Source organism: Lawsonibacter sp. OA9 (assembly GCF_022440585.1).
Genome location: NZ_JAKNTI010000022.1, coordinates 345,000 through 365,088, shown reverse-complemented (window position 1 = coordinate 365,088; position 20,089 = coordinate 345,000). Strand labels below are relative to the sequence as shown.

General features: G+C 53.6%; 23 protein-coding genes. 9 read left to right on the top strand and 14 right to left on the bottom strand.

From position 1 onward, the window contains the following. Positions 1-23 precede the first annotated feature (23 nt). Positions 24-1,946 (top strand): NAD(+) synthase, encoded by a 1,923-nt coding sequence (locus tag MCG44_RS02720; protein ID WP_240286654.1) that lies wholly within the window; start codon positions 24-26, stop codon positions 1,944-1,946. 96 nt (positions 1,947-2,042) lie between these two features. Here MCG44_RS02720 and MCG44_RS02715 read toward each other — a convergent pair whose 3' ends face one another. Next, a complete protein-coding gene (locus tag MCG44_RS02715; protein ID WP_186853155.1) occupies positions 2,043-2,972 on the bottom strand; it encodes a LysR family transcriptional regulator in 930 nt (309 codons plus the stop codon). A gap of 200 nt (positions 2,973-3,172) precedes the next feature. Between MCG44_RS02715 and MCG44_RS02710 the strand changes: the two genes are divergently transcribed. Next, complete coding sequence (locus tag MCG44_RS02710) at positions 3,173-4,114, top strand: D-2-hydroxyacid dehydrogenase (protein ID WP_147571100.1); 942 nt, start codon at positions 3,173-3,175, stop codon at positions 4,112-4,114. Between the two features lie 317 nt (positions 4,115-4,431). On the opposite strand, the gene ilvD is transcribed toward MCG44_RS02710, so the two are convergent. Continuing rightward, entirely contained in the window at positions 4,432-6,093 is a 1,662-nt protein-coding gene (gene ilvD, locus MCG44_RS02705; RefSeq protein ID WP_240286653.1) for a dihydroxy-acid dehydratase, read from the bottom strand. Between the two features lie 107 nt (positions 6,094-6,200). Here ilvD and MCG44_RS02700 point away from each other — a divergent pair, with 107 nt between their 5' ends. The 3 genes from MCG44_RS02700 (at position 6,201) to MCG44_RS02690 (ending at position 7,666) form a co-directional block, all read left to right on the top strand. Beyond that, on the top strand, positions 6,201-6,908 hold the full coding sequence (locus MCG44_RS02700) for a FadR/GntR family transcriptional regulator (RefSeq protein WP_186853156.1): 708 nt from the start codon (positions 6,201-6,203) through the stop codon (positions 6,906-6,908). Between the two features lie 94 nt (positions 6,909-7,002). Beyond that, positions 7,003-7,296, top strand: a complete 294-nt coding sequence (locus tag MCG44_RS02695; protein WP_240286650.1) for a zinc-ribbon domain-containing protein — start codon at positions 7,003-7,005, stop codon at positions 7,294-7,296. A 1-nt stretch (position 7,297) separates the two neighbouring features. Further along, the gene (locus MCG44_RS02690; RefSeq protein ID WP_147571104.1) at positions 7,298-7,666 is read left to right on the top strand and encodes a DUF2085 domain-containing protein; all 369 of its coding nucleotides are present in this window, start codon (positions 7,298-7,300) and stop codon (positions 7,664-7,666) included. 53 nt (positions 7,667-7,719) lie between these two features. Here MCG44_RS02690 and MCG44_RS02685 read toward each other — a convergent pair whose 3' ends face one another. After that, a complete protein-coding gene (locus MCG44_RS02685; RefSeq protein WP_240286648.1) occupies positions 7,720-7,866 on the bottom strand; it encodes a hypothetical protein in 147 nt (48 codons plus the stop codon). An 84-nt stretch (positions 7,867-7,950) separates the two neighbouring features. Here MCG44_RS02685 and MCG44_RS02680 point away from each other — a divergent pair, with 84 nt between their 5' ends. Both MCG44_RS02680 and MCG44_RS02675 read left to right on the top strand, forming a co-directional pair. After that, on the top strand, positions 7,951-8,175 hold the full coding sequence (locus tag MCG44_RS02680) for a hypothetical protein (RefSeq protein ID WP_186853158.1): 225 nt from the start codon (positions 7,951-7,953) through the stop codon (positions 8,173-8,175). A 115-nt stretch (positions 8,176-8,290) separates the two neighbouring features. Continuing rightward, entirely contained in the window at positions 8,291-8,620 is a 330-nt protein-coding gene (locus MCG44_RS02675) for a hypothetical protein (protein ID WP_147571106.1), read from the top strand. 77 nt (positions 8,621-8,697) lie between these two features. On the opposite strand, the gene rpsR is transcribed toward MCG44_RS02675, so the two are convergent. The 4 genes from rpsR to MCG44_RS02655 all read right to left on the bottom strand — a co-directional run bounded on the left by rpsR (position 8,698) and on the right by MCG44_RS02655 (position 10,457). Next, the gene (rpsR, locus tag MCG44_RS02670; protein ID WP_374740045.1) at positions 8,698-8,937 is read right to left on the bottom strand and encodes a 30S ribosomal protein S18; all 240 of its coding nucleotides are present in this window, start codon (positions 8,935-8,937) and stop codon (positions 8,698-8,700) included. 44 nt (positions 8,938-8,981) lie between these two features. Then, positions 8,982-9,464 (bottom strand): single-stranded DNA-binding protein, encoded by a 483-nt coding sequence (locus MCG44_RS02665; RefSeq protein ID WP_147571107.1) that lies wholly within the window; start codon positions 9,462-9,464, stop codon positions 8,982-8,984. 12 nt (positions 9,465-9,476) lie between these two features. Further along, positions 9,477-9,773 carry a 30S ribosomal protein S6 gene (gene rpsF / locus MCG44_RS02660; protein WP_186853159.1) on the bottom strand — a complete coding sequence of 99 codons (297 nt, stop codon included), beginning with the start codon at positions 9,771-9,773 and terminating at the stop codon, positions 9,477-9,479. A 198-nt stretch (positions 9,774-9,971) separates the two neighbouring features. Beyond that, positions 9,972-10,457, bottom strand: coding sequence for a deoxycytidylate deaminase (locus MCG44_RS02655; protein WP_147571109.1), 486 nt, complete (start codon positions 10,455-10,457; stop codon positions 9,972-9,974). Between the two features lie 246 nt (positions 10,458-10,703). On the opposite strand from MCG44_RS02655, the gene MCG44_RS02650 reads away from it, so the two are divergent. Then, complete coding sequence (locus tag MCG44_RS02650) at positions 10,704-11,099, top strand: hypothetical protein (RefSeq protein ID WP_147571110.1); 396 nt, start codon at positions 10,704-10,706, stop codon at positions 11,097-11,099. 524 nt (positions 11,100-11,623) lie between these two features. Here MCG44_RS02650 and MCG44_RS02645 read toward each other — a convergent pair. The 7 genes from MCG44_RS02645 to MCG44_RS02615 form a co-directional block, all read right to left on the bottom strand. After that, positions 11,624-12,580, bottom strand: coding sequence for a hydroxymethylglutaryl-CoA lyase (locus tag MCG44_RS02645; RefSeq protein ID WP_240286646.1), 957 nt, complete (start codon positions 12,578-12,580; stop codon positions 11,624-11,626). Between the two features lie 31 nt (positions 12,581-12,611). After that, a complete protein-coding gene (locus MCG44_RS02640; protein ID WP_186853161.1) occupies positions 12,612-13,910 on the bottom strand; it encodes a TRAP transporter large permease in 1,299 nt (432 codons plus the stop codon). Next, positions 13,910-14,419, bottom strand: coding sequence for a TRAP transporter small permease (locus tag MCG44_RS02635; protein WP_186853162.1), 510 nt, complete (start codon positions 14,417-14,419; stop codon positions 13,910-13,912). The genes MCG44_RS02640 and MCG44_RS02635 overlap by 1 nt, the downstream gene beginning before the upstream one ends. A gap of 105 nt (positions 14,420-14,524) precedes the next feature. Beyond that, entirely contained in the window at positions 14,525-15,607 is a 1,083-nt protein-coding gene (locus tag MCG44_RS02630; protein ID WP_240286644.1) for a TRAP transporter substrate-binding protein, read from the bottom strand. After that, positions 15,598-16,527, bottom strand: coding sequence for a transketolase family protein (locus tag MCG44_RS02625; RefSeq protein WP_186853164.1), 930 nt, complete (start codon positions 16,525-16,527; stop codon positions 15,598-15,600). Before MCG44_RS02625 ends, MCG44_RS02630 begins: the two co-directional genes overlap by 10 nt. 22 nt (positions 16,528-16,549) lie before the next feature. Then, the gene (locus MCG44_RS02620) at positions 16,550-17,365 is read right to left on the bottom strand and encodes a transketolase (RefSeq protein ID WP_186853165.1); all 816 of its coding nucleotides are present in this window, start codon (positions 17,363-17,365) and stop codon (positions 16,550-16,552) included. Positions 17,366-17,412: 47 nt separating this feature from the next. After that, positions 17,413-18,849, bottom strand: a complete 1,437-nt coding sequence (locus MCG44_RS02615) for an aldehyde dehydrogenase family protein (protein WP_186853166.1) — start codon at positions 18,847-18,849, stop codon at positions 17,413-17,415. Positions 18,850-19,116: 267 nt separating this feature from the next. Here MCG44_RS02615 and MCG44_RS02610 point away from each other — a divergent pair, with 267 nt between their 5' ends. After that, entirely contained in the window at positions 19,117-20,007 is an 891-nt protein-coding gene (locus MCG44_RS02610) for a LysR family transcriptional regulator (protein WP_147571114.1), read from the top strand. The last annotated feature ends 82 nt before the right edge of the window (positions 20,008-20,089 follow it).

Here is a 20,089-nt window from a genome sequence, read left to right as displayed (position 1 = left end):
CACTCCATAGGAGGTTTTTTATCATGCGGGACGGATTTATCAAAGTGGCCGCCGGTACCCCGGAGATCCGGGTGGCCGACTGTGCCTATAACGCCCGACAGTGCATCGCCCTGATCCGGGAAGCTCAGGGGCAGGGCGTCAAAGTCCTGGCCCTTCCGGAATTATGTCTGACCGGCTATACCTGTGGCGACCTGTTTTTCCAGGACACCCTGCTCCGCGGCGCCGAAGATGCGCTGGGGCAGGTGCTGGAGGCCACCCGTCCCGTGGATATGCTGGTGGCCCTGGGGCTTCCGGTGCGGGCGGAGGGCAAGCTTTACAACTGCGCCGCTGTGCTCTGCCGGGGGGAGCTGCTGGGGCTGGTGCCTAAAACCTGCCTGCCCAACTACGGGGAATTCTATGAGAAGCGGTGGTTTGAGCCAGCGCCGGAGGAGGAATTTCTCTCTCTGACCCTGTGCGGACAGGAGGTCTTTCTGGGCAAACGCCACCTGTTCCGATGCGACACTCTGCCCGATCTGGTGGTCGGCGTGGAAATCTGCGAGGATCTGTGGTCCTCCGCCCCCCCCTCCGTTTTTCTGGCCCAGTCCGGCGCCACTCTGATCCTAAATCTGTCGGCTTCCAACGAGACGGTGGGCAAGGCGGACTATCGACGGGCTCTGGTTGCCGGTCAGTCCGGGCGTCTGATGTGCGGCTATGTCTATGCCGACGCCGGCGAGGGGGAGTCCACCACCGATCTGGTCTTTGCCGGCCACAATCTGATTGCGGAAAACGGGACCGTCCTGGCGGAGCGCCGCTTTGCGGATGGACTGACTGTCAGCGAGGTGGATGTGGCCCGGATCGCCTTCGAGCGCCGCCGCATCACTACCTTCCCCCCCGCCAGACAGGAGCGGATGGACTGGTCCGAATTCTCGCTGGAGCCGGTGGAAACCTCCCTCACACGCCCCATTGGGACAAATCCCTTTGTCCCCGACGACAGCGGTGACCGGGACCGGCGCTGCCGGGAGATCCTGCATATCGCCGCTCTAGGCTTAAAAAAGCGGCTGGCTCATACTGGGGCCAAAAGCGCCGTGGTGGGGCTGTCCGGTGGGCTGGACTCTACCTTGGCCCTGCTCATCACCGCCAGGGCCATGGATTTGCTAGGCCGGCCCCGCACGGACATCACCGCTGTCACCATGCCCTGCTTTGGCACCACCAGCCGTACCAAGTCTAACGCCCAGCTGCTGGCCGAGCGAATCGGGACCACATTCCAGACCATCGATATCGGCGAGGCGGTGCGAGTCCACTTCCGGGATATCGGCCAGTCTATGGACGACCTATCCGTCACCTTTGAAAATGGCCAGGCCCGGGAGCGTACCCAGGTTCTGATGGATGTAGCCAACCACCAGGGTGGGCTGGTCATCGGTACAGGCGACCTCTCCGAGCTGGCTCTGGGCTGGGCCACCTACAACGGAGACCATATGTCCATGTACGGCGTGAACGGCTCTATTCCTAAAACTCTGGTACGCCATCTGGTGGCCTACTCCGCAGATACGGTGGAGCCCTCCGACCCCGAACTGGCCGCCGTGCTGCGGGATATCCTGGACACTCCCGTCTCTCCAGAGCTGCTCCCCCCCAAGGAGGGGGAAATCGCCCAACGGACCGAGGATCTGGTTGGACCCTACGAGCTGCACGACTTTTTCCTTTACTACGCCGTCCGCTGGGGCTTCTCCCCCCGCAAGGTGTTCCGGCTGGCCTTGTACGCCCTGGGGAACTACTATGACCGGGCGGCCATCCTGAAGTGGCTCCAAAATTTCTACCGCCGCTTCTTTGCCCAGCAGTTCAAACGCTCCTGCCTGCCCGACGGGCCCAAGGTGGGCTCCCTGACTCTGTCTCCCCGTGGAGACTGGCGGATGCCCAGCGACGCGGTGAACTCCCTCTGGATGGAGGAGCTGGATCAGCTTCAAAGCTGACCGGAAATAGGCTATCAGCCGCTTTTGAGACCCAGCCCAGATCCGCCTGCAACAGAAAAGGCAAACCGCGGCCCCGGTGTTCCGGGGCCGCGGTTTTTACTGCAGCACTTCCTTTGTAATCTCTATAAACCGCTCGCCAAAATGGGACAAATATCGGTCCTGACGAAATCCAGCTACCAGCTTGCTGAAGGTGGAGGGGTCCGTGAGGGGAAACAGGTCTACCCCACCCGCCGATGCCGTGGGGGATGGAATGGCCCGTAGAAACAGCTCCGGACAAATGGTAATCCCGATGCCAGATTGCGCCATCGCTAAGGTGGTAACCGTATTTTCTGTTTCCAAAATCAGCTTTGGCTTGAAGTAATACCGGCTGAAATACTGATCAATAATATTCCGTGTCCGGTTTCCCCGCTTAATGAGGATAAAAGGCACCTGCTGGAACGCTCCGATATCCGCCCCCTGTGCAAACTGGGCCCGGACCTCCTCCGCTCGCTCGCCAAATAACTCGTCGGTGAAGGCTCTGGGCACCACCATGACTAATCTTTGCTCCGTCAGAGGTTCGGTTCGCACACCATCCATCATGATGGGCTGAAAGCAGATAATCAGGTCCACTCGGCCGTGGGACAGCTCGTCCTCCAACTGGGTAGAGTTTCCCTCAAAAAGAGAAAATTCCACCAAAGGGAACTCCTGTCGAAATTTTGGCAGGATATCCGGCATAAGCGCCAGACCGCAGGTATGGGAGATCCCGACCCTCAGCATTCCTAAGTAGTGGCGGTTGATATCTCCTACTTTGGTCTGATATTGGCTGTACAGGTCTAGGATCTGGGTAGCCGTTTCCACCAGCAGACCGCCGGCATAAGTCAGAGACAGTTTGGGGGAGCGGGTAAAGAGCTTGACATCCAGCTCCCGCTCCATATTGCTGATGTGATTGGACAAGGACTGTTGGGAGATATACAGCCGCTCTGCGGCCCGAGTAATGTTTAGTTCTTCAGCTACCATCAAAAAATATTTTAGATGCAGAAAATTCATACTTAGCCTCCTTGACTTTGACGGAGTTCCTTCACTTTTTTTGTGGTATGCAACTATTTTATCACAGTCAAACAGTTGTGGCAACCATAACCAAAAAAGTGATATTCTTGGCAAAGATTTTGTGGCATAATAGGGATAGTGAAAAAGGAAATCAACAAAAGGTATGTCCAAACATATTTTTAAGGAAGGATTGATCATTTATGAAGTGCCTCATCATTGACGCAGTCCATAGCTCTATTGCCGAGGAGCTCGGCAAGTACATGCAGGTCGATACGAAGATGCTCCCCACCCAGGAGGAGCTGGTCGCTCTGATCCCTGACTATGACGTACTCATCATGCGGGTGGACCCCGCCATTAACAAGGAGATTTTGGACGCTGCCAAGAATCTAAAGGTCATCGGAGTCTGCTCCGTGGGTCTGAACCACATTGATATGGACACGGCGAAGGAGAAGGGCATCCAGGTCATCAACGCCCCCGGCTTGAACGGAAACGCCGTTGCCGAGCTGACCATTGCCAAAATGCTGGATATCGCGCGTCATACCATCCCTGCCTGCTATGACGTGAAGGTAAACAAGAACTGGGACAAGTATAAGTTCGTAGGCTCTGAGCTGCGTGGCAAGACTCTGGGCGTGCTGGGCTTCGGCCGCATTGGTCAGCGCGTGGGTGAACTGGGCCGTGCCTTCCTGATGAACGTGGTCGCTTATGATCCCTATCTGCCCGCCCATGTGTTTGAGGAGCAGAAGGCCACCAGCATGACCATCGATGAGGTGTTGAAGGTGTCTGATTATGTGACGATTCATATGCCTCTCACCGACGAAACCAAAAATCTGTTCAATGCTAAGTCCATCGCCGAGATGAAGGACGGCGCTGTGGTTCTGAATATGGCTCGCGGCGGCATCGTCAACGAGAAGGATATGTATGAGGCCCTGAAGTCCGGTAAGCTGGGTGGCTACGGCTCGGATGTCATGGAGAACGAGCTGGCTGCTGGCGGTTTGACTGAGGGTGCCGGCTTTGACTCCCCCCTGTTTGAGTGTGATAACTTTATCGTCACCCCCCACCTGGGTGCCCAGACAGTGGACGCCTCCCGTGACATCGGCGCTCACATTATCGCCAAGGTGAAAGAGGCCCTGTCCCTAACCTAATCTTCCCTATTTTATTTAAGCTCTCCGGCCAAGCTGGAGAGCTTATTTTTGCCCTGTTTAGGTGAGCAGCAGCTGCTCACCACCGGGGCTGTTTCAATCTCTGTGTTGTCTTTGTTGAAGTCCTTCAGGTTCCATTGTCTGAGCCTGTTCTGGGTGATCCATCTTGTGACGATCCCTTTCATGAAGCGCCGAAAACCGTCCGCAGTGGGACGGTTTCACGCAATTTCCCAAAATGATATGCAAGGCGACTTTTTAACAAAACACTGGGGCTCCCATATAGGTGGGAGCCCCCTCTTTGTTTCTATCAGACGCTCTGTTTATTCCAAAATAGCGCCCCTGTCAGCGGACGACACCAGCTTGGCGTACCGGGCTAGATAGCCGGTCCTGATCTTGGGTTCGGGGCAGGACCACTTGGCCTTCCGGGCAGCCAGCTCCTGGTCAGGCACCTTCAGAGTGATGGAGTGGTTGGGGATATCGATGGCAATTCGGTCCCCCTCCTCCACCAGTCCGATGGGACCACCGCTGGCCGCCTCCGGGGACACATGGCCGATGGAGGCGCCCCGGGTGGCGCCGGAGAAGCGGCCGTCGGTGATGAGAGCCACGTCCTTGTCCAGCCCCATTCCGGCGATGGCGGATGTGGGGTTGAGCATCTCACGCATACCAGGTCCGCCCTTGGGTCCCTCATAGCGGATGACCACCACGTCCCCGGCCGCGATCTTGCCATCATAGATGGCCTGGATGGCATCGTCCTCACAGTCAAACACCCGGGCGGGGCCTTCATGAACCATCATCTCAGGGGCCACGGCGGACTGCTTCACCACACAGCCGTCGGGGGCCAGGTTGCCCTTCAAGACGGCGATGCCGCCGGTCTTGGAGTAGGGATTGTCAATGGGCCGGATGATTTCGGTATTCCGGTTGACCACACCCGCCAGATTTTCCGCCACTGTCTTGCCGGTGCAGGTCATCAGGCTGGTGTCCAACAGACCGGCTCCGGCCAGCTCCGCCATCACGGCGTAGACGCCCCCTGCCCGCTCCAGATCCTCCATATAGGTGTCCCCGGCGGGAGCCAGATGGCACAGGTTGGGGGTCTTGGAACTGATCTCGTTGGCCATGTCAAAGGACAGCTCAATACCGCACTCGTGTGCGATAGCGGGCAGGTGGAGCATGGTGTTGGTGGAGCAGCCCAAGGCCATGTCGATGGTCTCGGCATTGTGGAAAGCCGCCTCGGTCATAATATCCCGTGGGCGAATGTCCTTGGCTACCAGGTCCATGATCTGCATTCCGGCGTGCTTGGCCAGCCGCAGACGGGCGGACCAAACAGCTGGAATGGTACCGTTGCCCCGCAGTCCCATACCGATGGCCTCGGTCAGACAGTTCATGGAGTTGGCGGTATACATGCCAGAGCAGGAGCCACAGGTGGGACAGGCGTTGTTCTCATACTCCTCCACCCCGGCCTCGTCCAGCTTGCCGGCGTAGTAGGCGCCTACCGCCTCGAACATATGGGACAGGCAGGTGCGGCGTCCGTCATTTAGAGTTCCGGCCAGCATGGGGCCGCCGGACACGAAGATGGTGGGGATATTTACCCGGGCGGCGGCCATAAGCAGGCCGGGCACGTTCTTGTCGCAGTTGGGGATCATCACCAAGCCGTCAAACTGGTGGGCCATAGCCATGGCCTCGGTAGAGTCAGCGATGAGGTCCCGGGTGACCAGGGAGTATTTCATGCCCACATGGCCCATGGCGATGCCGTCACACACGGCAATGGCTGGGAACTCCACTGGAGTTCCCCCGGCGGCCCGGATTCCGGCCTTCACAGCCTCGGCGATCTTATCCAGGTTCATGTGGCCGGGGACAATCTCATTGTAGGAGCAGACTACGCCGATCAGGGGCCGCTCCAGCTCCTCCTTAGTATAGCCCAGGGCATAGAGCAGAGAGCGGTTCGGGGCGGCAGGCACGCCTTTTTTTACAACATCAGAGCGCATACAGTAAGCCTCCTTAAAAATCAAGCCATCAGTTGTCTGATAACTATTGAATTGTCTGACCATATAGTATATCATGGGGGAAAGGATGTCAAGAGGAGGCGGACACAATGGGCTCAAATTTATCCCAGCAGACTGCAGAACGGCTCTATAACCAGATCGTGGCCGAGGGGCGGCTGTCCCCAGGAGACAAGCTGCCCAACGAGGTAGACCTGTCCCATGAGCTGGGGGTCAGCCGGGCCACCCTGCGGGAAGCCATCCGGGCGCTCACCGTCCAAGGGGTGTTGGAGGTCCAGCGGGGCCGCGGTACCTTTGTGTCCCGGCAGGTGGCTGAGATTGAGGATTTTGGCTTTGGCCGCCTGGAAGAAATCAGGGGCCGACTGCGGGACCTGTTCGAGCTGCGGGCTATCTTTGAGCCCCAGGCCGCCCGTCTGGCCTGCGTCCGGGCCACGGAGCAGGAGCTGGCTGAAATTTTGACCCAGGGAGAGCGGGTGGCTGCCCGCATTCAGGCGGGCGAGGATCGGACCCAGGCCGACCTGGAATTCCACGGGGCCATCGTCCGTGCCACCCACAACGCTTTTATGATGCGCCTGCTGCCCATCATCAGCCAGGCAGTGGAAACGGCCATCGGATCCGCCGGAGAAGGCCAGGAGAACCTGGCCCAGGCCACTCTGCGGGACCACGCCCTGCTGCTGGAGTTTTTTGCCCGAAGGGACGGAGTAGGAGCGGAGCACGCCATGGCCATCCACATGGCTCACGCCATGGACGAGATGGGGTTGGAAGCCGGGCAGCATTCCGGATCCGGGTGTCATAGTTGAGAAAATGAGCGCTTTTTCTTGCCTTTTCAGGAAGAATCGTCTACAATGACTTTGAAATATCCGTATTATGCAGTTTGAAAAAGGAGGAATCCAAATGGCATATTGCAGACATTGCGGCGCTCCCATAGCGGATGGAACCATCACCTGCCCCCAGTGCGGTGCCTCTCAGTCCTCCCTTCCCCCGGTGGTAGACAATGGCGGCCTTGGATGGGGGATTCTGGGCTGCTGTATCCCCATTGTCGGCCTGGTGCTGTGGCTGGTCTGGAAGGACCAGAAGCCCCGGACAGCCAAGGCCGCCGGTATTGGAGCACTGGTCGCTGTGGGCCTTGGCGCGCTGTACTATGTGCTGATATTCATGCTTGGGGTCGGGATCGTCCTGGGCAGTTGAAATGCTGGACTGGTTTGACAAGTGGCTGCCAATTCTGTTTGGCTGCCACCAACGGGCAGACCGCTCCTTTCACTTCCACGGAAGACAGTTCCCAATCTGTGCCCGGTGTACCGGTGAGCTTGCAGGCATCCTGGCTAGTGGACTCACCTTTGCCCTCTGGCACCCTGGCTGGAAGCCCGCCCTGCTCTTGCTTGTCCCACTGGTGCTGGACGGCGGACTTCAGGCGCTGACCCCTTATGAGAGCGGCAATGGGCGCAGGCTGGTGACCGGGACGCTCTTTGGATACGGACTGACCTGCCTGTTTTTTCTCTCATCCCTGTGGGTACTGGAATTGGGGATGGCATTTGGGACAGGCTGGATGGACAGATAGGGAAATTGGTGTTTGTAAGAAATGCCAGTTCGATTGGAATAGGAAGTCGGTCATCAATGAAAGAAATCGCAAAAAGGCCCAGAATGGGGATCCTTCTTCTGCTGGCTGGTTGCGCCCTTTTCATCGGAGCATTGGGATTTGTATTCTTTCGCCCTGTCGGGATCGCAGACGGTCAGGACGGGCATTTTCAGCGTGGACATCCTGTATTTCCCCCAATGGAATGTATCTGACGGGGGATAAGCTGTCAGGCCGGTGCGGAGGAAACGGCCCTTCTGTACCGGGCCTTGTCTGAAACCAAATTCCGCCGCAGGCTGTTTTCTGGCCCCTATACCCCTCCAGAAGAGGCGTCCTACTGTTTTGTGGCCATGACGGGAGAGAGGGAGCATTTTTTCCTGGACCTGTATTGCACGGAGGACAAGGTGACCCTCCAGGTCCAGACCTCCTCCGGAACCTACCAGGCCATTGATCCGGAGAAAATTTATGATGTCCTTGCCCCCATTTCCCTATAGAATGACCGTCAGGCAATCGCGCTTCCGCACAGCGGTCGTTCCTATCTCTCCCCTTCACAGCAGAGAGCATCACGCAGGCTTAGTGGAGTATAGCCTTTATTCAGGGGGAATTGGCATGAAAAAGTTGTATTATAAGCTTCTATGTCTTGGAAACTGGGGTCTGAGCCTCTATTTACTTCTGATTTCCTTTCACTCTGCGGCTCCCCTGCTTGGAGCGAGCGCATTAGAGCATATTCTTTCCTCCATCTCTTGGTATCTGTTGATACTGCTCATCCTTCTTGGTGTACCTGCGCTGTATTGCTGGTATAAGCTCCGCTCCAGCCGGTCGGATGATATTCCGCCTGAGTATGTGAAACGCTCCCAACAGCTCCTAAAAATCGTGATAATCCTGGCTCTTGTATCTGCCTTTGCTATTTTTCTTCTCAGGATAAAGGCGGGAATTTGACCGGGCCGCGTGTATCATACAGCTACAACAAAAAGCCGCCCATGGATGAACCATGGGCGGCTTTTTAATAGACACGATCAATCGGTCACATAGGGCAGCAGAGCGATCTGACGGGCCCGCTTGATGGCCTCGGTCAGCTGACGCTGATGCATAGCGCAGGTGCCGGTGGTGCGGCGGGGCAGGATCTTGGCCCGCTCGGAAGTGAACCGGCGCAGCTTGGCGGCGTCCTTGTAATCGATGCACTCCACCTTGTCCACGCAGAAAGCGCAGACCTTACGGCGCTTGCGGCCGCGGGGAGCTCTGTTATCACGTTCCATAGCCATGGGATTGACCTCCTTTTTACGACCATACATGGTCAAAGTTAGAACGGCAACCGGCCGTCATCATCAGAGAGATCGGCAAACTGGTCCCCGTCCGCGGGCGGAGCGCCATAGCCGGAGTTGGAAGCGGGAGCGGACCAGCCGCCGGCGGCAGAGCCGCCCTGGCTATACCCGGAGGAGAAGCCCCCTCCGTCCCCATCCCGCTTGGAGTCGCCGAAGTAGACCTGGTCGGCCACCACCTCGGCGGAGCGGCGCTTATTGCCGTCCTTATCCGTCCAGTCACGGATCTGCAAACGGCCTTCCACCACGGCCATACGGCCCTTGGTGAAGTAGCGGCTGACGAACTCGCCAGTCTGACGCCAGGCCACCACGTCGATAAAGTCAGTGGTCCGCTCGCCGGTGGACTTGTCCTTGAAATCCCGGTCTACGGCCAGGGAGAAGGAGGCCACGGGCGTGCCAGTCTGGGTGCGCCGAAGCTCGGGGTCACGGGTCAGACGACCCATGATGAAGATTTTGTTGAGCATATCCGCTCCCCCTTACTGGTCTTTGCAGACAATCATGGAGCGCATCACACCATCGGTGATCCGGAAAATACGGTCCAGTTCAGCGGGGATAGCGGCGGCGGCAGTAAAGGTCATCAGGACGTAGTAGCCCTCCATCAGATCGTTGATGGGATAGGCCAGACGGCGCTTGCCCCACTCGTCGATCTCGGACACGGTACCATTGGCCTCGACCACGGCCTTGAACTTTGCCACCAGGGCGGAGATCTGCTCCTCGCTCAGGTCGGGCTGCAGGATATAGACCGCCTCGTAGTTCGCGTTGATTTTTGCCATGTTTTGCACCTCCTTATGGACATATGGCCCCTGAAGTCTTATGCCAGGGGCAAGGATGTTGTCTGACGACATCGGCAGACCTAATTATTATACACGCTGCCGTGTAAATGTCAAGACAAAATACAAATTTTGTCCATAAAAATGCCGCCTTCATGTTCCATAGGCGGCATTTCCCTACAAACAATGGGGCAAAGGGGATCAGCCCTGCTTTTCCGGGAGAGAATCATCCTCCCGAATCCAGTCCTCCACATGGACCACGGAGTAATCCTTATCTGTGTTGCGGATAACCACCCGGTCGATACCCGCGTTGATGATGGTCCGGCGGCACATGGAGCAGGAAGTGGCGTCATGGAGCAGCTCGCCGGTAGACGCCTCCCGCCCCGCCAGGTAGAGGGTGGAACCCAGGGTGTCCCGCCGGGCAGCGGAGATGATGGCGTTCATCTCCGCATGGACGGAGCGGCACAGCTCATACCGCTGACCAGATGGGATATTCATGGCCTCCCGGGTACAGTAGCCCAAGTCCATACAGTTCTTCCTCCCACGGGGAGCCCCATTGTAGCCCGTGGACACGATCTCGTCATTTTTCACGATGATAGCGCCGTAACACCGGCGCAGGCAGGTGGACCGCTCCAGCACGGTCTCGGCAATGTCCAGATAATAATTTTCCTTATCGATGCGCTTCATACGAGGTCCCCCTGTCCTCTGTTTGGATGGTGACAGTATATCCTATTTTTCGCCCGGACGCAAGAGTCTTCGGCCTGATACTGGGTCGTCAGGCGCAAAAAGGCGCCGGAGGGTGGCAAAGGGCTACGGAATTTACATTTTGTTTACGAATGGTGCCTTGACGATTACATGGAGAAAGACTATCATAATATCGTACATTGGCAGGCGGACACGCCTGCCTCCTGTTTCCTAAGGGGGCACACATTTATGATCCGCAACGCGATCCAACGGTTTATGTATGGCCGGTATGGTAACGACCAGCTGAACGTCTTTTTGATTGGCACATATCTTGTCCTATACCTTTTGTTCCTGCTCACCAGGTTCGAGATTCTCTATTGGGTTTGCTGTGTGCTGATAGTATTCTCCCTGTTCCGCCTTCTCTCCCGGAACCTGCCCCGGAGGCGGGAGGAAAACGCGCGGTTTTTGAAGCTGGCCGGTCCAACCATCCAGTGGCTTCGCCTGCGCAGGACCATCGCCCGTGATAAGGAGCATCGGTATTTCAAATGTCCCAACTGTGGACAGCAGCTCCGGGTCCCCCGAGGCAAGGGGAAGATCACAGTCACCTGCCGGGGATGCGGAGCCAGTTTCCAGGAAAAAAGCTGATATAAAGCCGTGGAACTTGAGGGATACCCCTGGTAAGGGCACCAGGATATTCCATCAGAGTGTATTTAAAAAGGGTCATCTGCCTTGATATCAAGGCAGATGACCCTTTTTAAATATCTGATTATTAATGTGGGAATTCAAACTACTGATTTCATTCTTCTAGTAGAAATTCAACCCTCTTTTAAATATTTTGTCTGTCATATAGAGCAGATAAGAACACTTAGGGGTTGGTGTCGATCTGTATATTACTCTTTTTTCTTCGAAGTGCTTTTCCAAATCCGAGTATAGCGCGCATAATAGATACCCACAATTACCGCGCAGAACATAGTCCACAAGGTACCTATACCCTCATGGATAGGGATAAAATAGAACAACCCGGCGCAAATGCCTGCTACACTCACTGTACAGCCTGCAATGGCTTGCGCGGCAGGAGAGGGGCTTTTCCGATAAAATCGCTTTCTCATATCGTTCCCTTTCGCTTGAATAACCCAAAAGCATTCTGTCTCAGCCGGAACACTTTTGTTTTATTTTAATGTCTGATTTCTAAGCTGTCCAGTGGGCAGTTCAGAAATCAGATCACTGGACTTTCCGGCCCGCAGCAGATAGCTGTCGGTTCCATGGTTCAGCAGTTGGACGAGCTGGCGGCTGACCTTCATAGCCTGATCCAAATCCACGCCGGTTTTAATCCCTATTTCATCGCACATGTGGACCACGTCTTCCGTAGCCACGTTGCCTGCTGCACCCGGCACAAAGGGGCAGCCGCCCACGCCTGCAAAAGCGGAATCGTACCGGGTGAAGCCCGCCTGCATTCCAGCCATGATGTTCGCAATCCCCAGCCCCCGGGTATTGTGGAAGTGGAGCCACCAGGCTACCTGGGGATAGGTCTTTGCCATATCGGTACAGATTTGATATACCTGTGTGGGGTAAGCCTGACCAGAGGCGTCGGACAGGGAGATCTCCGTCACGCCCACGGCCAGATAGGCGTCCACAATTTCCTTTACGTCGGACAGAGGGATCTCCCGGTCCCAAGGGGAGCCGAAGGCCATAGAGATCGAGCCGGAGACCTCAATTCCCACAGACCTTGCCGCGTCCATACAGCCGTAGAAACCCTCCACTGTCTCCGCCGGAGTCCGATTTAGGTTGGCCAGATTGTGCGCTTTACTGGCGGAGACATTCAGCTTGACCTTTTTGCAACCGCAGGCGGCGGCCCGCTCCACACCTTTTAAATTAGCGACCAACGCGCGGTACTCCACACCTTCTTTGCGCTTCAAATTTTGAAATACCTCATCGGTATTGGCCATCTGAGGGACCGCTTTAGGGCTCATAAAGGATCCCACTTCAATTACGGAGAAACCTGCTTGTACAACACCTTCGATCAGCACTAACTTTTCCTCTGTGGTCAAGATCCTCTTTTCATTTTGCAGGCCGTCGCGAGGTCCAACTTCACAAATTTTGATTTCTTCCACCAGATTCAATGGCATAGAAACCCTTCCTTATCCTGTATCGTTGTTTTTATCCGTTCATCATATTAGGAATAAATGTAATCAGCTGCGGGAACACAACCAAAATGGCAACATCGACCAGCGTAATTAGGACAAACGGGATAATTTCGCGGATAATCCCCTCTACCTTGGCGTTAGAGGAATTGGCCGCTACATACAGACAAACGCCGACGGGAGGAGTCAGGTTGCCTACGGCTATATTGCAGATTACGGTAACACCAAAGGCAACTGTATCAATTCCGGCTGCCTGAACAATGGGCAGTAGAACAGGGATAAACATAATCTGCATGGCGGTGCCCTCCAGAAAGAACCCCCCGATAAAGAACACCAAGTTGACAATAAACATGACCCAGATTTTATTGCTGACCGAATCACCGAACAGATTTAAAATAACTTGCTGGAAGTTATTGCTCTGCAAAATCCAAGCAAAGAGGCTGGATGTGCCAATGATAAACATGACATTTGAGGCACCAATTATTGATTCCACAAACATCTCTGGGAGGTCCTTTATCCTGATAGTCCGATAGACCACCATCGCAACAATCAAGGTATAAGCCACTGCTGTGATGGCAGATTCAGTAGCGGTTACAATGCCAGTCAGGATGCCACCTACGATAATGACCGGAGCGAAAATCGGAAGCAGGGCATGCCGCAACGTCTTCAGAACCTGGGTAACAGAGAAATGGTTGCAGTGGTTTTTATCATAGCCGCGTACATAGCAGGTGATCCCGCAGACCAGCATAAAAGAAACACCAATCATGATACCGGGGATAATACCACCTAGAAATAGTTTCCCAACTGAAATACCAGTAATACTGGCCAATACAATCATGGGCATACTGGGGGGAATAATGATTCCTAGCGTACCAGAACTGGCCATCAGGGCCGCGGAGTATTCTCTTGGATAGCCGCTGCGCTCCATACTCGGCACCATAATAGAACTCAAAGCCGCGGTATCGGCGGGAGCGGACCCGGAAATACCGCCCATCAGGATGCCGGTAAGAACACCTACATAGCACAGGCCACCGCGCAGCCAGCCAACCAGCGAGTTGGCAAAATCAATCAGTTTTTGGGTAATTCCACTGCGCTCCATAATAGAGCCCACCAGCATAAAGAAGGGAATGCCCATCAGTGTCACACTATTTACGCCGTTAAAGATACGCTGGGGCGCAATCATCAGCGGGACCTCTCCCTGCATAACCAGTTCAGCGATTGCGGACAGCCCCAAAGCTACCGCAATGGGAGTACCAGTAAAGATGACTAGGATCAGGAAGAGAACAATCATCAAAATCAACAGGGTAGAAACCATTATTTGCTGCCCTCCCCCTTCTCCTCGTCACCATACAGGTCGTTTATGATCCCGGCAATACTATAAAATAAGCTGAATGCGCCACACAGAGGAATACAGAGATAAACCAATCCATAAGGGATAGACATAATTGGAGAATACATTCTCATGGTACTGGCAGAGTACTTAAAACCATAAATGGTCAATACCAGAAACAGCAGAATAGTCAAAATCTCACTGATTATGGAAAAAGCCCGTTTCAGCTTGGGCGGATATTTTTCCACCAGAAATTCCACACCTAGATGCTTTTTCCGGTACACACCGATGGCAATTCCCAGAAACATGATCCATGTAAAAATAAATCTACTTCCTTCTTCAATAGACGCGACCGCACCGTTGAGAAAGTTTCTAGAAAATACATTGATTAGGAGAATTACAAGCAGTACGGCAAAACTAACTGTAGCAAAGACAAAAAAAACCTTATAAATGCCGCGGGAGATTTTTTGTAGTTTTCGGTTGAACGAATGCATAAAATATCTCCTTTCGATCTTATTGATTTTCAATTCTAACATTGGGAACCGCGGAGCTTCTGGCCTGAACCAGAAGCTCCGCAATCTGGAAGAAAGGAGCACACATTAATACTGGAAGTTCTTGATTTGGTCAATCAGATCTGCGCCATAGGTATCAGCGAACTGATCATATACACTGGCAGTTGCCACACGCCAAGCCTCTTTATCGGGGTTCTCATTAATTGTCATTCCCTTTTCCTTTAAAAACTCAATCTGTTCAGCCTCGCTCTGGCGAATCCCATTCTTTTCCACCAGGCCTGCGTCCTTTGCAGCCTGCATTACAATTTCTTGGTCCTCATCGGTCAACTTTTCCCAGACATTTCCATTCATCAGCAGGCCCATAACTGTGTAAATGTGGCCATCCAGAACCATATACTTCTGCACTTCGTAAAAGTTATCATCACAGAAAGCAAAAATAGGGCCTTCCTGACCGTCTACAGTATTGTTGGAACAAGCCAGATAGACTTCTTTATAGCCCAACGTAGAAGTAGACGCACCCAGAGCGGCAGCTGTGGCAGCCTGAATGGGGTTATCAGGAATACGAATCAGCTGTCCAGCCATATCCTCGGGACCATTGATTTCTCCCTTGTTAGTTGAGTAATGACGGAAGCCGGAATCCCAGTAATCTAGGATCATAACATGATTGCTGTTCCAGATATTGTCTCGGAAAAGCTGCCCTGGTTCACCTGCAAAGACAGCGTCTACATGGTCACTGTCAATAAAAAGATAAGGCAAGCTAAACACATTAAAATTAGAATCCAGTTTTGCTACTGAGCTGGAGCCTACCAGACAAGCGTCTACTGTGCCTATGGCCACACCCTCAGCCATCTCACCCTCGGTGCCCAGAGCCTCATCAGCAAAGACCTCGACCTGAACCGCCCCCTTGGTATTCTCCTCAACCAGCCGTTCAAACTCAGCCAAGCCAGCATAGAAAAAAGATTCCGCATTGTGGCTGGTACCAACCTTGAACGTCACATAGGTTTCACGGCTTCCATCCGCATTGATAGCAGAGGATGAATTGTTATCGCTGTTATTGTTGTTACCTCCGCAGGCTGTCAGTGACAGTAGAAGGACAGCTGCTAACATTGCGCTTATAGTTTTTTTCATTTTTGCGCTCCTTTCTATCGCATATCTTTTGATTACTTCCATTCCATTGCCGCTTTTACGATGTCTCCAGTGTCAATTCCAAGGCACTGGCGAAGGTAAGCACGATTGCCCACCTCACCAAACCGGTCCCGAATGCCAATGCGGCGCATAGGGGCCGGATAGTTTTCCGCCAGTACCTCAGCTACCGCGCTTCCCAGGCCACCGATAATATTGTGGTTTTCCACTGTAATGATCCCTCTAGTTTCGCGGGCAGCCTGAATGATTGCCTCCTGATCTATCGGCTTAATGGTATGCATATTTAGAACCCGTGCCTCAATCCCATTCTCCTTCAGAATTTGGGCCGCTTCCAGGCACTGAGTCAGCATAATACCGGAAGAAATCAGAGTGACATCACTGCCCTTACGCAGTATATCAGCCCTACCAAGCTGATAGCGGTAGTCATCACCGTAAAAACAAGGAGCCACAGCCCGGTCATAGCGAAGATACACCGGGCCGTCCAGATCCAATAGGGCTGGAATCATCTGACGAAGCTGCATACCATCAAAGGGCTCCACAATGGTAGTATTTGCGATTCCTCGTACAGCGGCAATATCGTCGTAGCTCTGATGGGTCCCGCCATTAATTTCAGCGACAATTCCGGGAGACAGGCCTACCAAAACCGCATTCAGTTTACTATACGCCAGAGAAATCGTCAATTGATCCAAAACCCTGCGCGTCATAAAGGGACCAAACGCATGGACAAATGGACGTTTTCCACTGACAGCCAGCCCGGCCGCCACGCCCACCATGTTGGCTTCCGCAATTCCTACATTAAACGCACGGTCAGGATAGGCCTGTTCAAAGTCCCGTGTACCGGAGATCTGTCGGGAATCTGAGTTGACGATACAGATGCGTTCATCCGCTTTTGCCAAGTCGATCAGGGTATCGCAAAAAATTTTTCTCATTTCAACTTTGCTTTCCATGATTTCACCTCCTGATCACCGTTTACTGCAGGTCCTGCAGAGCATCTTTTAGATCTTCCGCAGTCACCGGCATACTATGGGACTTGGTCGTCCCCTCTATTTTTTTCCAGCCTTTTCCTTTTATGGTGTGGAGCACAATCATATTGGGCTTGTCCATACAGGTTTTTGCCTGCTCAATAGCGTCATAGATGGCCTGGAGGTTATGGCCGTCGATTTCCTGAACGTTCCAGCCAAATGCGCGCCACTTAGCTGCCGCATCAATCATGGAGTTGACCTCATCTACCGGGGCGTCAATCTGTTGGCCGTTCAGGTCTAGAAAGCAGGTCAATGAGCCTAGTTTGGCCTGTGCTGCATACATACCAGCCTCCCAGATCTGGCCTTCCTGACTTTCGCCGTCACCAATGATACAATACACTCTGGCGCCGTTCCCATCGATTCGGTCAGCCAGCGCCATGCCTACGGCGGCAGATAGGCCTTGCCCCAGAGAGCCGGTGGTCATATCAATTCCAGGAGTCAAAAGCCGGTCACAATGACTGGGTAGCATAGTACCTGGCTTATTCAGGGTATATATTTCCTTCCGATCAAAATAACCCTTCATGGCCAGAATGGAATAAACTCCGGGACCTCCATGTCCTTTAGAAAGCACAAAGCGGTCTCTCCCAGGCATTTGGGGATTTTTCGGATCGATATTCATTTCCTCATAATAGAGTACAGTAAGTACGTCCACAATATCCAATGCGCCGCCAACATGACCTTTTCCCAGGCTAGCAATCATTTCCATTGTGGTCCGACGAGCCTCCTTCGCCAGTTCAGTCAGCTCCTGAATACTATGTTGCATCACAAAGCTCCTTTCAACAGTTAGATGACCACAGGAAAATAGTCGGATCACTCCTCATCCATGCCATCTTTATAAAATTTACCGAACAGCTCCTGAAGAGAGGGCATATCCTCGGGGATAGGACGGGCCACCCAAGTGGTATTCATATAGTGTTTCAGGGCAATGTTCTCGGAAACGATGTTGCCGCCCCAGGTCCCGCAGCCCATGGAGGACGTGGGAGGCATACCGTTGGTGGCGGATCCGGCATTACCTTTGTTATTGGGCTGGCGCACCATGATGCGGGAGACAGGGGCCGCCTTGCCCAGACGGTCAATGTGGCCGTCATCCCAAGAGTAAATACCGCAGGAGTGGCCCTTGCCGCCTACCTCGAAGATGGCCCGCATCATGTCCAGGGCATTTTCAAACTCTCCCTCATACTTGAACAAAGCCAGCAGAGTGGTCAGCTTCTCAGAGGAGAAGAAGTATTCTTTGCCAATCTGATCAATACCACCACCCGTGACCATAATAAATTTCCGGTCCTCGGGGATCTCAAACCCGGCAGCCTCAGCCAGCTTCTGAGGGCTGATGGCCACAGTGCCGGGAAGTCGGTGCCCCATCTCGTCCCACATGACACTCTTGAGCTTCTCCGCCTCTTCTTCGTTAGCTAGATAGCCGCCCTCGGCCTTAAGCGCGTCTACCATTTTGTCATAGATAGATTCGTGGATGACCAGGTTTCCGTCACAGGAACAACCGGAACCGAAATCAGAGGTCTTGGAGATGCGGGTGTTCTGCGCTGCCTCACGCTGGCGCTCAGGAGTATCAGCAGTATTATCGATAATCACAGTAGCATTGCCCGCACCGGATCCATAGGCGGGCGTGCCGGAGGAGTAAGCGGACTTGACCATGGGCCGGCCACCGGTGGCGATAACCAGATCGCAGCGTTTCATCAGTTCCTGAGTCAGAGCGATAGAGGGCTGCTGAATACCCTGGATGATGTCGGCGGGGGCGCCCTCACGGAGTAGGACTTCCCGAATGATGTCAATGCACTTGTTGGTCACCACTTTGGCCCGTGGATGAGGGCTGCAGATGATAACGTCTCGTGCCTTGATAGCGTAGATTACCTGGCCGGCAGGTGTCAGACAAGGATTGGTAGTAGGTACCAGAGAGGCAATTACCCCCACTGGCTTGGCATATTTGACCAGCCCCTTCTCCGGGATTTCTTCAATAGCGCCGACGCTTCTGCTCCGCATACAGTCGCGCAGGATCAGCTTCAGCTTGTTGCGTTTGTTGCGCTTCGTCACCTTATCGCCCAAGTTGGTCTCATCCACGGCCTCATCGCTGAGCTGCGCCCAGACCTTCAGATCATAAAGAGCCGCCGCAACTGCCTGGCACAGGTGATCTACTCTGTCCTGATCGTAAGTCTCAATGATTGCCGCAGCCTTACGGGCTCTGGCAACCATTTCTTCCAACATTTCAATCTGTTCTGTAGTGATCTCTTTTGCCATAGTATTCAACACTCCTTTGATAATTTTGCTGTAAATAGCTCTTTTATCTAATCTAAATTTAACATTTAGCACAACCTTATGTCTAATACTTGTTTTGAATTGGATTTATAGAGAAAAATCTATAATTATTTCACCTCTGCCTGTCAGGAGCAGTCCCAACACCAGTAATCTTTAACTACTCTTTGCCTGATCCAAGCTTGACAATTTCCCATCTATCCAATATTCTTTATGTATTAATAGATTCTTTTTATAGAAAGGTGGGTTACTATGACGCTGCTCCAGCTGCAATATTTTCAGGTTTTGTCACACAACCTGCACTATACACGCACTGCTGAGCAGTTGTGTATTTCTCAGCCCAGCTTGAGTTACGCCATCAATGAGTTGGAGAAGGAATTGGGGGTCAAGCTGTTCCAGAAGGAAAACCGGAAGGTTACTCAGACAGTCTATGGGCAGCAGTTTCTTCCCTATGTGGAGCAAGCTCTTACTCTTCTGCAGGACGGTTCTAATGTGCTGCGGCAGATGGCCAACAACGCCCCCCAGATTGTCCGATTAGGATATTTTCACAGCGTTTCCGCCTCCATGATCCCCGCTCTGGTGGATGGATTTTATCAGCAGGAGGAAAACCGCCAGATTCGCTTTCATTTTACAGAAAGCGCTTCCTATGATATCCTGAACCAGATCCGTTCTGGCGCACTGGATCTGGGATTCAGCCTTCATCAGGCCGAGTGGGCGGAGTCGGTAGGGGTTATCCGTCAGCCACTTTATCTGGCAGTCCCCGCCAACCATCCTCTTTCCGGCCACAGTTTTGTTTCCTTTGATGATTTTGCTCACGAGCCGCAGATTATGCTGGAACACAGCAGCAACCTGCGGTCCAATATGGATCAGGTCTTTTCTCAGCATGGGATCATTCCTAATATTGTGTTTGAAGTGCGGGAGTGCAATGCCGCGTTGCAGTATGTCGGGTTGGGATTTGGCGTGTCCGTATTGCCGCAGGTACCGGCCATGGATACGGATAAGGTCTATATCGTTCCTATTTCCGATCAGGAGAAGGAGTTCGTGCGTACCATTTACCTTACCTATCCTAAGATCCATCCCATCTCTCCTGCCGCCCAGAAGGTGCGCGATTATATCATTCAAAATTGCGCGCTCAACACTTGATATTCTGACCCCTATGCCGCCTGCGGGCAGATTTTTTCGACGAGTCACGGAAAGATGGCACTCTCTATCTCCGTCTGAGGAA